Genomic DNA, 13,618 nt, shown 5'->3' on the forward strand with positions numbered 1-13,618 from the left:
ATGACCGATCAACCCCTGGCCCTGACTGTCGAACAGGGCCTGCACGCTGAGCAGGAATTGCTGGCCGCCGTGTGCCGTGGCGAGCGTGACGCTGGCGTGCTGTTCTGGCGCCCCACCGATCATGCGCTGGTGATGCCACGCCGGATGAGTCGTCTGGATAACTTCGAAGCCGCCTGCGCCGAGTTGGCGATCGCCGGCTGGCCGGTACTGCTGCGCGAAACCGGTGGTGAGCCTGTGCCGCAGTCGCACTCAACCGTGAACGTGGCGCTGGTCTACGTCGCACCGCGCAGCGAAGGCGATCACGGGCGCATCGAGAATGCCTACGAGCGACTGTGCCTGCCACTGTGCGATGTACTGCGCGAGTGGGGTGGGGTGGCGTCGGTGGGGGAAATCGATGGCGCCTTCTGCGATGGCCGTTACAACGTCAACCTGAACGGCCGCAAACTGGTCGGCACTGCCCAGCGCTGGCGCCAGGGCCTGGGTGGCAAGCGCCCGGTGGTGTTGGTGCATGGTGCACTGCTGCTGGACAACGAGCGCGAATCGATGGTGGCGGCGGTCAATCGTTTCAATGAATGTTGCGAGCTTGAACAGCGTTGCCGGGCCGACAGCCATATCGCCTTGCATGAAGTGGCGCCACAGGCGCCCTGGTTCGAGCGCCTTTCCTTGGCCTATGCCGAAGTCATTGCCGGGTTGCCCAAGGACTAACGGGTGCCGTAGACCACCATGGTCTTGCCCTTCACCTGCACCAGGCTGCGCTCCTCGAGATCCTTGAGGACGCGGCCGACCATTTCCCGCGAACAGCCGACGATGCGTCCGATCTCCTGGCGGGTGATCTTGATCTGCATGCCGTCGGGGTGGGTCATGGCGTCTGGCTGCCTGCACAGTTCGAGCAGGCAACGGGCAACCCGGCCGGTCACGTCGAAGAAGGCCAGGTCGCCGACCTTGCGCGTGGTGTTGCGCAGCCGCTGGGCCATTTGCGCGCCGAGGGCGTAGAGAATCTCCGGGTCCTGGCGGCCCAGCTCGCGGAATTTGTCGTAGCTGATCTCGGCCACTTCGCATTCGGTCTTGGCCCGCACCCAGGCGCTGCGCTGATGCTCCTGGCCGGCGGGCTCGAACAGGCCCAGCTCACCAAAGAAGTCGCCGTTGTTGAGGTAGGCGATGATCATCTCGTGGCCGTCGTCGTCCTCGATCAGGATGGTCACCGAGCCTTTGATGATGAACGAGAGGGTCTCGGCCCGGTCGCCCGCGCAGATGATGTTGCTTTTGGCGGCGTAGCGACGGCGCTGGCAGTGCACCAGCAGCTTTTCGATGTTCTTGATCTTGGGCGCAAGGGCTGAGGAGACCATCACGAAATCCTGTTCGATGTGAGGCATTGGTTTTTTATTGAGGCTGCCTGGCGTGATGCGCCAGTCATTTGGCGCCAGCTTATCAGACACGTGTCCATGTATCGGCATTAAAGCGCTGCGCCTTGAGCTTTTCCGACAGCGTCACAAGGTCTAAGCTGGCACCCTTTTTACGAGATCGGGAGTCCGGATAGATGAAGGCACGCATCCAGTGGGCGGGTGAAGCAATGTTCCTCGGCGAGTCGGGGAGTGGCCATGTGGTGGTCATGGACGGCCCGCCCGAAGCCGGCGGCCGCAACCTTGGCGTGCGCCCGATGGAAATGCTGCTGTTGGGGCTGGGCGGTTGCAGCAGCTTCGACGTGGTCAGCATCCTCAAGAAGTCGCGTCAGGCGGTGGAGAGCTGCGAAGCTTTCCTGGAAGCCGAGCGCGCCAGTGAGGACCCCAAGGTGTTCACCAAGATCCATATGAACTTCGTGGTCAAAGGGCGTGGGCTGAAAGAAGCACAGGTCAAGCGCGCGGTGGAGCTGTCGGCCGAAAAATATTGCTCGGCATCGATCATGCTCGAGCGAGCCGGGGTGGAAATCACCCACGGTTACGAGATTGTCGAACTCGGGTGACCGGCAATGGCGCCTGGTTGTCAGGCGCTTTGCAGGTTCAGCCGCTCAGCGGCCAGTAGCCAGGCGACGCCCGGGGCGAACGCGAGCAGCAGCAACGGGATGTTGAACAGCAGTAGCCCGAGTATTTCGCTGGTGCTCCAGGTGTTGCCGAAACTTTGGGCAAACAGCATGCACTGCAGCAGTGCCGTGACCAAGGCGGCCAAGCTGAACAGGGCGATGAGCGTACGACGCTTGCGGCAGTTGTAAGCCGGCAGAAGGAACAGCAGCAGCCCAGGCACTGTGAACAGCAGCAGCTCGACCACACTGTTGCTGTCGGGCTCGCCGAGGTCTGGCAGTTGCAGGCTGAATGCGGTTTGCCTGATGGCCGCCGTCATCAGGCAGACAAACGCATAGGCAACCGGTATCAGCCCGAGGCTTTGCAGCAACCGAGCCGTGGTCAGTCGGAACTTCAACGGCGCAACGCCGGCAGCAACTGCAACAGGCGCTCGGGTAGCTTGGCCCGCAGCTGTGCACTCAAGGCTTCCCGTCGTTTCTGGTACAGCAGGCCCAGGCCGATAACGCCAAGGCCGATCAGGGTGAGCACCAGCGGGAACAGCAGCGAGTCGGCAAATACCTCGTAGGACAGATAGCCGAGATAGGCCGCCACGCCCATCGCCCCGAATACCATAAACACCGGCCGGCGCAACAACACGGCCAGCCCCATCAGCCCCAGGTTGATCAGGCAATACAATGCCTTGCCCAGTTCGCTGGCGCTGTCCATCGACGTCAGCCCGCCCCAGAACGCCAACAGGCCTGCCAGATAGCCCCAGCCAGCGTAGTCCTGGCGGGTGCGGCCATCGACACCGACGAACACCACCAGGACGACCAGGCCGAACCACACCGAGACCGTTCGTCGCTGCTCCCAGCTGAACACATCGCCATACACCCACTCGGTCAGGTCCATGGACATGAACCACAGTGCGAGTGCGATCGGCATGACGATGAACGGGAAGGGCACCAGGCGCAGCATCAGCAGGCCAGCCACCACGGTTGCGGCCTCCATGGCCAGCCAGCCGCCCTGCACATAGGTGTAGTACTGGTGATAGTCACCCTGGGCATCGTCCAGCGGCCACCAGCCCACCAGCCGTTCCACGGCGAAAACCGCCAGCGGCACGATACTCACCGCGACGGCCGCCAGCACGCCGGCGGCGATGGGCTGCACGCGGCGTTGCAGGGACAGGGCGAACAGGGTGAGGGTGGCGATGTAGAGCAGGGCGATGGCCAGCAGTGCACTGTCGCCGATCCGCATCCAGGCTTCGGTGAGCAACCAGCCCATCGCCCCCATGATCAGCAGGGCGCCGAAGTAGAAGGCGACGTGGGCCAGCTGGAAGCTGCCGCGGCTTTGTGGCTGCTGGCGCAGGAAGTCCAGCAGCGCATGGTCCTGGCCCGGTTGCAGTACACCGGCGTCTACCGCGCGTGCCAGGTCCTTGGCGTCGAAGCGTTCCATGCGCTGTGCCTCAGATGCGGTAGGTGCTCTTGGTCATGACCTTGGCCATCAGGCTCATGCCGAAACGGATGGGTGCCGGGAAGCGATAGCCACCAGCTTCCAGCGCGGACTCGGCGTGGTGCTCTTCGTCGACGCGCATCTGTTCGAGGATGGCGCGGGATTTGCCATCGCTCTCGGGGATCTGCTCAAGGTGCTCGTCCAGGTGTTTGCACACCTGATGCTCGGTGGCGGCGACGAAACCCAGGCTGACCTTGTCGCTGACCAGGCCGGCGAGTGCGCCGATGCCGAAGGACATGCCGTAGAACAACGGGTTGAGCACACTGGGGTGGCTGTTGAGCTGGCGAATACGCTGCTCGCACCAGGCCAGGTGGTCGATTTCTTCTTCTGCCGCATGCTCCATGGCCTTGCGCACCTGGGGCAGCTTGGCGGTCAGGGCCTGGCCCTGGTAGAGCGCCTGGGCGCAGACTTCACCGGTGTGGTTGATGCGCATCAGGCCGGCGACATGGCGGCTCTGCTGCTCGTCGAGTTCGGCGTCGGGCTGGATGATCGCCGGTGACGGGCGCGAAGGTTGGCCGCTGAAGGGGAGCAGGGTGCGCATGGCGGTATCGGCCTGCAGCAACAAGCGGTCGAGCGGCGAGTAGTGACGTTCGGTAGCCATCGGGCACCTCCACTAGAGTGTGCCCGACAGTTTACCGCAATCGGCTGGAGGGGGCTTGCCCTGGATCAGCCCGGTGGCCAGTGCATCTGGCGCTGGCCAAGCACGTGCATATGGATGTGGTAGACGGTCTGGCCACCTTGGGGGTTGCAGTTCATGACGACGCGGAAGCCTTCCTCGCAGCCTTGCTCGATGGCCAGGCGCTGGGCGGTGAAGAGGATGTGCCCGGCCAGGGCTTTGTCTTCTTCGGTCAGGTCGTTGAGGGTGCGGATGTGTTTCTTCGGGATGACCAGGAAATGGACCGGCGCCGCGGGGGCGATATCCTTGAAGGCGAGGATCTGGTCATCTTCGTAGATGATATCCGCCGGGATTTCCCGGTTGATGATTTTGAGGAATAGATCGTCCACAGCACATGCTCCATGGTGAGTGTCCGGGCCGAGTGTACTGAGCCCGCTGCCACTCGCCCAGTGCTTATTCCATGCCGACCGGGCAGTAGCGGCGGTGGATCACGCCGGCCAGCTTGCGCGCCAACCAGCGCGGCAACAGGCGCGGGGCAAAGGCCAGCCAGCGGTTGCGCCGGCCTGGGATGATCCGCGCGCGGTTCTTGTCCAGGGCGCGTACTGTGTACAGCGCGATCTCCTCGGGGCTCGGGCTGTTGTCGTCGAGGCGGGGAATACGCCGGCGCGATGAACGAACCGGCCCTGGGCACAGCACCGAGACTTTGATCCCGGCGCGCCCGAGCTCTTCGCGCAAGGCTTCGCTGAAGCTGAGCACATAGGCCTTGCTGGCGGCGTAGGCGGCCATCCAGGGGCCGGGCGCGACCCCGGCCAGGCCTGCGACATTGAGGATCTGTCCGCCACCCTGCACGGCCATCAGGTTGCCGATGGCATGGCACAGGCGGCTCAGGGCCAGGATATTGACCTCCAGCAGGTCCTGCTCGTCGGCCCATTCATGGGCAAGGAAGGGCCCGTAGGTGCGTTGGCCTGCGCAATTGACCAGCAGGTCGATGCGCCGCTCGCCTTCCTCCAGTTCAAGCACGAACCCTGACAGGCGCAGGGGCTGGCTGAGGTCGCAGGCGCGGAACAGCACCTCCACGCCAAAACGTTGGGTCAGTTCGATGGCCACCGGCTCCAGCGTCTCGCGCTGGCGTGCCACCAGGATCAGATTGCGCCCGCGCCGCGCCAGGGCCTCCGCCAGGGCCAGGCCCAGGCCGCTGGAAGCGCCGGTAATCATGGCGTAACGGGTCATGCAAGGCTCCTGGGGCGTAAGGGGCGCCTAGTTTACAGCCTGGTTGGTTTGCTACAAGGCGTTGCTGCGTAGCTGTTGGGCGCGATTCAGGGCGCCTCGGTATTCGCTGTGCAGGCGTTCGATCAGGGCTGCGGCGCTGGGCAGGTCGTTGATCTCGCCGACGCCTTGGCCTGCGGACCAGACGGTCTTCCAGGCCTTGGCTTCCTCGTCCAGCGGCTTGAGCTTGCCGGCCTCATGGCTGCTGGTGAGCGCCGCGAGGTCGTAACCGGCCTGGTCCAGGCTTTGTCGCAGAAAACTGGCCGGGATGCCGGATACTGCTGGCGTGTGGATGATATCGGCGGCGGTTGCGCCGAGGATCATCTGTTTATAGGCGTCCTGTGCCTGGCTCTCACGGGTGGCGATGAAGCGCGTGCCCATGTAGCCCAGGTCTGCCCCCAGCAATTGCGCCGCGAGCAGTTCGTGGCCGTGGTTGAGGCAGCCCGCCAGCAGCAGGGTCTTGTCGAAGAACTGGCGGATCTCGGCGACCAGGGCGAACGGGCTCCAGGTGCCGGCATGGCCACCAGCGCCGGCGGCCACGGCGATCAGCCCATCGACACCGGCCTCTGCCGCCTTCTGCGCATGGCGCCGGGTGGTCACGTCATGGAACACCAGGCCGCCGTAGCCGTGCACTGCATCCACCACCTCCTTCACTGCACCGAGGCTGGTGATGACGATGGGCACGCGATGCTCGACGCACAGGGCGAGGTCGGCCTGCAGACGCGGATTGCTCGGATGGACGATCAGGTTGACTGCATAGGGTGCTGGCGCCTGCAACTGAGCCAGGCCTGCTTCGATCTCCTCCAGCCAGGCCTTGAAGCCTGCGCTGTCGCGCTGGTTGAGCGCAGGGAAGCTGCCCACCACACCGCTGGCGCAACAGGCCAGCACCAGTTGCGGGTTGGAAATCAGGAACATCGGCGCGGCCACCAGTGGCAGGCGCAGCCGCTGTTGCAGCGAGGCGGGCAGGGACATGGCGAAACTCCTGTGCGGGGCGGGTTATCGTCAGAACGGTTTGACCACCACCAGAATTACGATCCCCAGCAGGATCAGTACCGGCGCCTCGTTGAACCAGCGGTAGTACACGTGGCTGCGGGTATTGGTGCCGGCGGCGAAGCGCTTGCGCTGGGCGCCGCAGATATGATGGTAGGCGGTCAGCAGCACCACCAGGGTCAACTTGGCGTGCAGCCAGCCCTGGCTCAGCCAGCCGGGGTTGAGGTAGAGCATCCAGCCGCCGAACACATAGGTGGCGATCATCGCCGGGTTCATGATGCCCCGGTACAGCTTGCGCTCCATGGTGATGAAGCGCTCGAGGCTGATGCTGTCCTGGCTCTGGGCGTGGTAGACGAACAGGCGTGGCAGGTAGAACAGGCCGGCGAACCAGCAAACCACGCTGACGATGTGCAGCGCCTTGATCCATAGATAGAGCATGTGCGGTTCCTTCAGGTTTTCACGGTCGTGCGAATAGTAGTGGGCAAGCGCCGAAGGGTCATGGGAATAGTTGTTACAGGCCTGCCGGGCCCCTATTATCGTGCGCTTTCCAGTGGGCTCGTTGATAAGGGGCAAGCGTTATGATCAAGGTCGGTATCGTCGGCGGCACGGGTTACACCGGTGTCGAACTGCTGCGTCTGCTGGCGCAGCATCCACAGGCCGAAGTGGCGGTCATCACTTCGCGCTCCGAAGCGGGCGTGGCGGTTGCCGACATGTACCCCAACCTGCGCGGCCACTACGACGGGCTGTGTTTCAGCGTGCCGGACAGCAAGGCGCTGGGCGCCTGTGATGTGGTGTTCTTCGCTACCCCGCACGGCGTGGCCCACGCCCTGGCCGGCGAGCTGCTGGCGGCGGGCACCAAGGTCATCGACCTGTCCGCCGACTTCCGCCTGCAGGACGCTGTGGAGTGGGGCAAGTGGTACGGGCAGCCGCACGGCGCGCCTGAACTGCTCAAGGACGCGGTCTACGGCCTGCCTGAAGTGAACCGCGAGAAGATCCGCCAGGCGCGCCTGATCGCCGTGCCCGGTTGCTACCCGACCGCTACCCAACTGGGCTTCCTGCCGTTGCTGGAAGCTGGCCTGGCCGACCCTTCGCGGCTGATCGCCGACTGCAAGTCTGGCGTCAGTGGTGCAGGCCGTGGTGCCGCCGTAGGTTCGCTGTTCTGCGAGGCCGGCGAAAGCATGAAGGCCTATGCAGTCAAAGGGCATCGCCATCTGCCGGAAATCAGCCAAGGCCTGCGTCTGGCCGCAGGCAAGGACATCGGCCTGACCTTCGTGCCCCACCTGACCCCAATGATCCGCGGCATTCACGCCACCCTTTATGCCAACGTCGTTGATACGTCGGTCGATTTGCAGGCGCTGTTCGAAAAGCGCTATGCCAACGAACCGTTCGTCGACGTGATGCCGGCCGGCAGCCACCCGGAGACCCGCAGCGTGCGCGGCGCCAACGTCTGCCGTATCGCTGTGCACCGGCCACAGGGTGGCGACCTGGTGGTGGTACTGTCGGTGATCGACAACCTGGTCAAGGGCGCGTCCGGCCAGGCGGTGCAGAACCTGAACATCCTGTTCGGCCTGGACGAGCGCATGGGCCTGTCCCACGCCGGCCTGCTGCCTTAAAGCAGTGGCAAGTTGCAAGCTTCAAGCTGCAAGCGGGGCTGTCGTATTCGGCTTGCAGCTTGCGGCTAGTCGCTTGCAGCTTTCGTATTGTTGACCAATTTTCTCGGACAAGCGGATAATACGCGCCATCGAGTTTTATGGCGGCACTGCGCCGGGAGAATCAGCATGAGCGTCGAAACCTTCACCCCCACGGCTTTGGAATTCACCCCAGGGGCTGCACACAAGGTGAAGACCCTGGTCAGCGAAGAGGGCAACGAGCGTCTGAAGCTGCGCGTTTTCGTGACGGGCGGTGGTTGCTCGGGCTTCCAGTACGGCTTCACCTTCGATGAAGACGTGGCCGAGGATGACACCATCGTCGAGCGTGAAGGCGTCGCGCTGGTGGTCGACCCGATGAGCTTCCAGTACCTGGCGGGCGCCGAAGTGGACTACCAGGAAGGCCTGGAAGGTTCGCGCTTCGTGATCAAGAACCCGAATGCCAGCACCACCTGTGGCTGTGGTTCGTCGTTCTCGATCTGATCCATGAGCTGACATGAAAACGCCGCGCAATTGCGCGGCGTTTTGCATTGTGCGGGCTGGTTAAGCGGAATAGATGGCGCCGAGGACGCGCAGGCCCCTGGCGGCAGTGACGCTGGGCCGGTTGGCGGGGATGCGTGCCAGGCAGCAATGGGCCAGCCAGGCAAAGGCCATGGCCTCGACCCAGTCCGGATCGACGCCGTGGGCCGCGGTGCTGGACACCTGGGCACCCGGCAGCAGTTGCGCCAAGCGTGCCATCAGCGCGCCGTTGCGGGCGCCTCCGCCGCACACCAGCAAGGCTTCGGTGCCTTGTTGAGCCTGGCCTAGCGAGTCGATGATGCTGCGTGCGGTCAGCTCCAGCAGGGTGGCCTGTACATCTTCGTCGCGGTAGCTGGGCAGTTGGGCGAGATGGCCGTCGAGCCAAGGCAGGTTGAAGACCTCGCGGCCGGTGCTTTTCGGGCCGCTGCCAGCGAAGAACGGGTCGCTCAGCAGTGCATGGAGCAAGTCCGGCTGCACCGCCCCGCTCGCCGCCCAGGCGCCATCGGCATCAAATACCTGGCCGCGCTTGCGCTCGATCCAGGCATCCAGCAGCACATTGCCCGGCCCGCAGTCGAAGCCATGCACTGGCTTGCCGGTCTCGATCAGGCTGAGGTTGCTGAAGCCGCCCACATTGAGAATCGCCAGGCGCTGGCCAAGGTGGCCGAACAGCGCTTCGTGGAAGGCCGGCACCAGTGGCGCGCCCTGGCCGCCCGCCGCGACGTCGCGGCGCCTGAAGTCACCGACCACGCAGATGCCGGTCAGCTCGGCCAGCAGCGCCGGGTTGCCGATCTGTACCGTAAAGCCGCGGGCAGGTTCGTGGCGAATGGTCTGCCCATGGCTGCCGATGGCGTCGATCGCATCGGGCTGCAGGCCTTGCTCGCGCAGCAGGTAGTTGATCCCTTCGGCGGCGAGGGTTGCCCAGTGGTTCTCCGCCAGTGCCGCGCGGGCGATCTCGTCGGGGCCGCTGGCGCAGAGGCCAAGCAGCTGTTGGCGCAGGTCGGTGGGCATGGGGATGTAGTGGGTGGCGAGCAGCCGAAGCTGCTCGCGTTGTTCGATCAGGGCGATGTCCAGGCCATCAAGGCTGGTCCCGGACATCACGCCAAGATAGAGCGCCATGTGGTCAGCGCTTGTTGGCGGCGAGCAGGGTGGCCTTTTCCTGATCCATACGGGCGATCAAGGGTTGGCTCTGCTGGTTGAAGCGCGCGCGCTCAGCCTTGGCGATCGGGTCGGCCATCGGCACCTTCTGGCTCAGTGGGTCGACGTGCACGCCGTTGACCTGGAACTCGTAGTGCAGGTGTGGACCGGTCGACAGGCCGGTAGTGCCGATGTAGCCGATGACCTGGCCTTGTTTGACGCTGCTGCCGGTCTTGATGCCCTTGGCGAAGCCCTGCATGTGGCCGTACAGAGTCTTGTACGCGTTGCCGTGGGCAATGATCACGGTGTTGCCATAGCCACCACGGCGCCCGGCCAGCTCGATGCGCCCATCGCCGGCGGCCTTGATTGGTGTGCCGCGCGGGGCGGCGTAATCGACACCCTTGTGGGCGCGGATCTTGTTCAGAATCGGGTGTTTGCGGCCGGCGGAAAAGCGCGAACTGATGCGGGCGAAGTCCACCGGCGTACGGATGAACGCCTTGCGCAGGCTGTTGCCGTCGGCTGTGTAGTAGTTGGTGTTGCCTTGCTTGTTGGTGTAGCGCACGGCGGTGTAGGTCTTGCCGCGGTTGGTGAAGCGGGCCGACAGGATGTTGCCGGTACCGACCACCTTGCCGTCCATCATCTTCTGCTCGTAGACCACGTCGAATTCGTCGCCCGGGCGGATGTCCTGGGCGAAGTCGATGTCGTAACCGAGGATGCGTGCCATGTCCATGGTCATGCTGTGGGACAGGCCCGCGCGCTGGGCCGAGGCCGAAAGCGAACTCTTGATAACACCGTGGGCGTAGGCGGTTCGCATGACCGGCTTGCTGACTTCGCGATCGAAGCTGAAGCCCTTGTCGGTGCGGGTCAGGCGGATGGTTTCGAGGTTGCTGACCTTGCTGTGCAGGCTGGTCAGTTGGCCGTTCTTGTCCAGTTCGAACTGCAGCACCTGGCCATGCTTGAGCTGGCTGAACTGCTTGGCTTGCTTGTTGCTCGCCAGCAGGTCGTGGACGGCGTTGGCCGGCAGGCCGACCTTGTTGAACAGTGTGGAGAGCGTATCGCCGCGGGCCACGACTACCTCGCGGTGGCCGGGGGCCTTGTCTTCCTGTTTGGCGACTGGGGCGGGCTCTGGCTTGCTCTCGGGCTTGGCCTGGGCGGTGTCCGCTTCATCGCCTTCGATCTGGGCGAAGGGCGAGTCGGTGCGTTGTTCGGATTGCACCAGTGGCGCGACGCGGGACTCTTCCTTCAGCTGCTCTGCCGGGCTCTCCAGCTCCAGGCTTAGCGTGGTTTTCTTGGCTTCTACTTCGCTGGAAGGGAATACCAGCAAGGCCAGGCTGAGGAGAGCAGCGATGCCGCTGGCGGCCAACAGATGGCTTTTCGGATAAAGCGGGGGCGCTTTAGGCGTTTCGTTGGTCATAAGTGAGGTGACTTTGAAAAGGATAAAGTGGAAAAGATGAATGACATGATGAAGATGAAATAACTGTATAAAATATAACCAAAACCCTTCTCGCGCAAGGCGCGTAGACGTTGCGTTGCGCCGTTCGGGTCACATTCCGTTGCGAAACTTGTATTTGATGGCCGATCTTGTATGGTTGGCTCCCCTTGAATCTGAGCCTTGCGGGTCTGTCTATGAAGTCTGTTGAAGAGCAGCTGGCGCTAATCAAGCGCGGTGCGGAAGAGGTATTGGTCGAGTCGGAACTGGTGGAGAAGCTCAAGCGCGGCCAACCGCTGCGTATCAAAGCGGGCTTCGACCCTACCGCGCCGGACCTGCACCTGGGCCACACGGTGCTGATCAACAAGCTGCGCCAATTCCAGGATCTGGGCCACCAGGTGATCTTCCTGATTGGTGACTTCACCGGCATGATCGGTGACCCGAGCGGCAAGAGTGCCACTCGCCCGCCGCTGACGCGCGAACAGGTGCTGGATAACGCCGAGACCTATAAGCAGCAGGTGTTCAAGATTCTTGATCCGGCCAAGACCGAGGTCGCGTTCAACTCCACCTGGATGGATAAGCTCACGCCGGCTGATTTCATCCGCCTGGCCTCGCAGTACACGGTCGCGCGCATGCTCGAGCGTGACGACTTCGACAAGCGCTACAGCAGCAATCAGCCGATCGCGATCCATGAGTTCCTCTATCCGCTGGTACAGGGCTATGACTCGGTGGCGCTGAAGGCGGACGTCGAGCTGGGTGGTACGGACCAGAAGTTCAACCTGTTGATGGGGCGTGAGCTGCAGCGCTCTTATGGTCAGGAGGCTCAGAACATCGTCACCATGCCGCTGCTCGAAGGGCTTGATGGCGTGAAGAAGATGTCCAAGTCGTTGGGTAACTACGTCGGTATCCAGGAAGCGCCGGGTGTGATGTTCAGCAAGCTCGTGTCGATTCCGGACACTTTGATGTGGCGTTACTTCGAGCTGCTCAGCTTCCGTTCCATGGAAGAGATCGACCAGTTCCGTGCAGATGTGGCGCAGGGCGCGAATCCGCGTGACATCAAGATCAAGCTGGCGGAAGAAATCGTTGCGCGCTTCCATGGTGAAGAGGCTGCTGCCAGCGCTCACCGTGCGGCGGGTAATCGGATGAAGGAAGGCGAGCTGCCTGAGGATCTGCCCGAGATCGAAGTCGCTGCGGCTGAAAGCTTGCCGATTGCTGCTGTGTTGAACCGGGCTGGGCTTGTGAAAAACTCGGCTCAGGCACGGGATCTGCTCAGTGCTGGCGCCGTGAAGGTTGATGGTGCGGTGGTTGAGCGTGATTTCATGTTTGCCCTGGGCGCTACCCATGTGTGCCAGGCGGGTAAGAAAGCCTTTGGGCGGGTTACTCTCAAGGCTGAGTGATCTCCTGGTGGCGTAGCTATATAGAAGCGGGGAGGCCGACAGGCCTCCCCGCTTTGTTTTCAGGCAAATGAAGCTTTCTTGAAATTAAAGGTTGACGGGGTTTCAGATCCCCTTATAATGCGCCCCACTTCCAGCGACAACGGAACGCAAAACTCCTTGAAATTCAATGAGTTAAGCGAATCGAAAGCTTCGGAAGCGTTTCGGTCTCACGATCGGCAGCAGTGAAAAAAAGGTGGTTGACAGCAGGTTGTAACGCTGTATGATTCGCCTCCCGCTACGAGAGATCGCGGCGAGTTAAGCGGTTGAAGCTAAACGAGTTTCTCGGAAAGAACTTCAAAATAAACGCTTGACAGCAAATGAGGAAAGCGTAGAATGCGCGCCTCGGTTGAGACGAAAAGCTCTTAACCAAACGCTCTTTAACAAATTGAATCAAGCAATTCGTGTGGGTGCTTGTGAGTACGGACTGATAGTCAAAAAGATTATCAGCATCACAAGTGGCCATGCGAGAAATCACATAGTCATTTGAGATTGCTGAGCCAAGTTTAGGGTTTCTTAAAAACCCAAGCAGTATTGAACTGAAGAGTTTGATCATGGCTCAGATTGAACGCTGGCGGCAGGCCTAACACATGCAAGTCGAGCGGATGAGAAGAGCTTGCTCTTCGATTCAGCGGCGGACGGGTGAGTAATGCCTAGGAATCTGCCTGGTAGTGGGGGACAACGTTTCGAAAGGAACGCTAATACCGCATACGTCCTACGGGAGAAAGCAGGGGACCTTCGGGCCTTGCGCTATCAGATGAGCCTAGGTCGGATTAGCTAGTTGGTGAGGTAATGGCTCACCAAGGCGACGATCCGTAACTGGTCTGAGAGGATGATCAGTCACACTGGAACTGAGACACGGTCCAGACTCCTACGGGAGGCAGCAGTGGGGAATATTGGACAATGGGCGAAAGCCTGATCCAGCCATGCCGCGTGTGTGAAGAAGGTCTTCGGATTGTAAAGCACTTTAAGTTGGGAGGAAGGGCAGTAAGTTAATACCTTGCTGTTTTGACGTTACCGACAGAATAAGCACCGGCTAACTCTGTGCCAGCAGCCGCGGTAATACAGAGGGTGCAAGCGTT

Annotated in this window: 15 protein-coding genes and 1 rRNA gene (1 of these 16 cut by a window edge); 6 read left to right on the top strand and 10 right to left on the bottom strand. The window is 62.3% G+C overall.

The genetic code is table 11. The annotated features are described in order from the left end of the window. Positions 1 to 705: a lipoate--protein ligase family protein gene (locus tag EJA05_RS02330; RefSeq protein ID WP_110994265.1), complete on the top strand. Its 705-nt coding sequence runs from the start codon at positions 1 to 3 to the stop codon at positions 703 to 705. Here the strand turns inward: EJA05_RS02330 and crp are convergent. Further along, positions 702 to 1,346, bottom strand: coding sequence for a cAMP-activated global transcriptional regulator CRP (gene crp, locus EJA05_RS02335; protein ID WP_110994327.1), 645 nt, complete (start codon positions 1,344 to 1,346; stop codon positions 702 to 704). The genes EJA05_RS02330 and crp overlap by 4 nt on opposite strands. A gap of 191 nt (positions 1,347 to 1,537) precedes the next feature. Between crp and EJA05_RS02340 the strand changes: the two genes are divergently transcribed. Continuing rightward, entirely contained in the window at positions 1,538 to 1,960 is a 423-nt protein-coding gene (locus EJA05_RS02340; protein ID WP_004376171.1) for an OsmC family protein, read from the top strand. 20 nt (positions 1,961 to 1,980) lie between these two features. Here the strand turns inward: EJA05_RS02340 and EJA05_RS02345 are convergent, their stop codons facing one another. The 7 genes from EJA05_RS02345 to hemJ form a co-directional block, all read right to left on the bottom strand. After that, positions 1,981 to 2,412, bottom strand: a complete 432-nt coding sequence (locus EJA05_RS02345; protein WP_223811879.1) for a hypothetical protein — start codon at positions 2,410 to 2,412, stop codon at positions 1,981 to 1,983. Beyond that, on the bottom strand, positions 2,409 to 3,446 hold the full coding sequence (locus EJA05_RS02350) for a DUF2157 domain-containing protein (RefSeq protein ID WP_125857225.1): 1,038 nt from the start codon (positions 3,444 to 3,446) through the stop codon (positions 2,409 to 2,411). Before EJA05_RS02350 ends, EJA05_RS02345 begins: the two co-directional genes overlap by 4 nt. 10 nt (positions 3,447 to 3,456) lie before the next feature. Continuing rightward, positions 3,457 to 4,104 (bottom strand): 2-polyprenyl-3-methyl-6-methoxy-1,4-benzoquinone monooxygenase, encoded by a 648-nt coding sequence (gene coq7 / locus EJA05_RS02355; RefSeq protein WP_110994262.1) that lies wholly within the window; start codon positions 4,102 to 4,104, stop codon positions 3,457 to 3,459. A gap of 65 nt (positions 4,105 to 4,169) precedes the next feature. After that, positions 4,170 to 4,508 carry a histidine triad nucleotide-binding protein gene (locus tag EJA05_RS02360; RefSeq protein ID WP_125857226.1) on the bottom strand — a complete coding sequence of 113 codons (339 nt, stop codon included), beginning with the start codon at positions 4,506 to 4,508 and terminating at the stop codon, positions 4,170 to 4,172. A gap of 64 nt (positions 4,509 to 4,572) precedes the next feature. Continuing rightward, the gene (locus tag EJA05_RS02365) at positions 4,573 to 5,349 is read right to left on the bottom strand and encodes an SDR family NAD(P)-dependent oxidoreductase (RefSeq protein ID WP_125857227.1); all 777 of its coding nucleotides are present in this window, start codon (positions 5,347 to 5,349) and stop codon (positions 4,573 to 4,575) included. 51 nt (positions 5,350 to 5,400) lie between these two features. Then, complete coding sequence (locus tag EJA05_RS02370) at positions 5,401 to 6,357, bottom strand: NAD(P)H-dependent flavin oxidoreductase (protein WP_125857228.1); 957 nt, start codon at positions 6,355 to 6,357, stop codon at positions 5,401 to 5,403. 30 nt (positions 6,358 to 6,387) lie between these two features. After that, on the bottom strand, positions 6,388 to 6,813 hold the full coding sequence (gene hemJ, locus EJA05_RS02375; protein WP_125462371.1) for a protoporphyrinogen oxidase HemJ: 426 nt from the start codon (positions 6,811 to 6,813) through the stop codon (positions 6,388 to 6,390). 140 nt (positions 6,814 to 6,953) lie between these two features. Between hemJ and argC the strand changes: the two genes are divergently transcribed. Together argC and erpA are read left to right on the top strand one after the other, a co-directional pair. Then, positions 6,954 to 7,988 (top strand): N-acetyl-gamma-glutamyl-phosphate reductase, encoded by a 1,035-nt coding sequence (gene argC / locus EJA05_RS02380; protein ID WP_110994258.1) that lies wholly within the window; start codon positions 6,954 to 6,956, stop codon positions 7,986 to 7,988. Between the two features lie 165 nt (positions 7,989 to 8,153). Further along, positions 8,154 to 8,504, top strand: coding sequence for an iron-sulfur cluster insertion protein ErpA (gene erpA, locus EJA05_RS02385; RefSeq protein ID WP_125462372.1), 351 nt, complete (start codon positions 8,154 to 8,156; stop codon positions 8,502 to 8,504). Positions 8,505 to 8,564: 60 nt separating this feature from the next. Here the strand turns inward: erpA and EJA05_RS02390 are convergent, their stop codons facing one another. Further along, positions 8,565 to 9,656 (bottom strand): anhydro-N-acetylmuramic acid kinase, encoded by a 1,092-nt coding sequence (locus EJA05_RS02390; protein ID WP_125857229.1) that lies wholly within the window; start codon positions 9,654 to 9,656, stop codon positions 8,565 to 8,567. 4 nt (positions 9,657 to 9,660) lie between these two features. Continuing rightward, positions 9,661 to 11,088, bottom strand: a complete 1,428-nt coding sequence (locus EJA05_RS02395) for a peptidoglycan DD-metalloendopeptidase family protein (protein WP_125857230.1) — start codon at positions 11,086 to 11,088, stop codon at positions 9,661 to 9,663. 212 nt (positions 11,089 to 11,300) lie between these two features. Here EJA05_RS02395 and tyrS point away from each other — a divergent pair, with 212 nt between their 5' ends. Then, positions 11,301 to 12,500 carry a tyrosine--tRNA ligase gene (gene tyrS / locus EJA05_RS02405; protein ID WP_125861227.1) on the top strand — a complete coding sequence of 400 codons (1,200 nt, stop codon included), beginning with the start codon at positions 11,301 to 11,303 and terminating at the stop codon, positions 12,498 to 12,500. A 572-nt stretch (positions 12,501 to 13,072) separates the two neighbouring features. After that, positions 13,073 to 13,618, top strand: a 16S ribosomal RNA gene (locus EJA05_RS02415); it runs 991 nt beyond the window's last position.

Origin of the sequence: Pseudomonas oryziphila, from assembly GCF_003940825.1 — a bacterium.
In the GTDB taxonomy this organism is placed as follows: Bacteria; Pseudomonadota; Gammaproteobacteria; order Pseudomonadales; family Pseudomonadaceae; genus Aquipseudomonas; species Aquipseudomonas sichuanensis.

Bases quoted from the DNA above. Each gene is read 5' to 3' on its own strand.
- EJA05_RS02365 (WP_125857227.1), bottom strand. From the start codon at position 5,349: ATGACCCGTTACGCCATGATTACCGGCGCTTCCAGCGGCCTGGGCCTG.
- EJA05_RS02340 (WP_004376171.1), top strand. From the start codon at position 1,538: ATGAAGGCACGCATCCAGTGGGCGGGTGAAGCAATGTTCCTCGGCGAG.
- crp (WP_110994327.1), bottom strand. From the start codon at position 1,346: ATGGTCTCCTCAGCCCTTGCGCCCAAGATCAAGAACATCGAAAAGCTG.
- erpA (WP_125462372.1), top strand. From the start codon at position 8,154: ATGAGCGTCGAAACCTTCACCCCCACGGCTTTGGAATTCACCCCAGGG.
- hemJ (WP_125462371.1), bottom strand. From the start codon at position 6,813: ATGCTCTATCTATGGATCAAGGCGCTGCACATCGTCAGCGTGGTTTGC.
- coq7 (WP_110994262.1), bottom strand. From the start codon at position 4,104: ATGGCTACCGAACGTCACTACTCGCCGCTCGACCGCTTGTTGCTGCAG.
- EJA05_RS02330 (WP_110994265.1), top strand. From the start codon at position 1: ATGACCGATCAACCCCTGGCCCTGACTGTCGAACAGGGCCTGCACGCT.
- argC (WP_110994258.1), top strand. From the start codon at position 6,954: ATGATCAAGGTCGGTATCGTCGGCGGCACGGGTTACACCGGTGTCGAA.
- EJA05_RS02370 (WP_125857228.1), bottom strand. From the start codon at position 6,357: ATGTCCCTGCCCGCCTCGCTGCAACAGCGGCTGCGCCTGCCACTGGTG.
- EJA05_RS02395 (WP_125857230.1), bottom strand. From the start codon at position 11,088: ATGACCAACGAAACGCCTAAAGCGCCCCCGCTTTATCCGAAAAGCCAT.
- tyrS (WP_125861227.1), top strand. From the start codon at position 11,301: ATGAAGTCTGTTGAAGAGCAGCTGGCGCTAATCAAGCGCGGTGCGGAA.
- EJA05_RS02390 (WP_125857229.1), bottom strand. From the start codon at position 9,656: ATGGCGCTCTATCTTGGCGTGATGTCCGGGACCAGCCTTGATGGCCTG.
- EJA05_RS02350 (WP_125857225.1), bottom strand. From the start codon at position 3,446: ATGGAACGCTTCGACGCCAAGGACCTGGCACGCGCGGTAGACGCCGGT.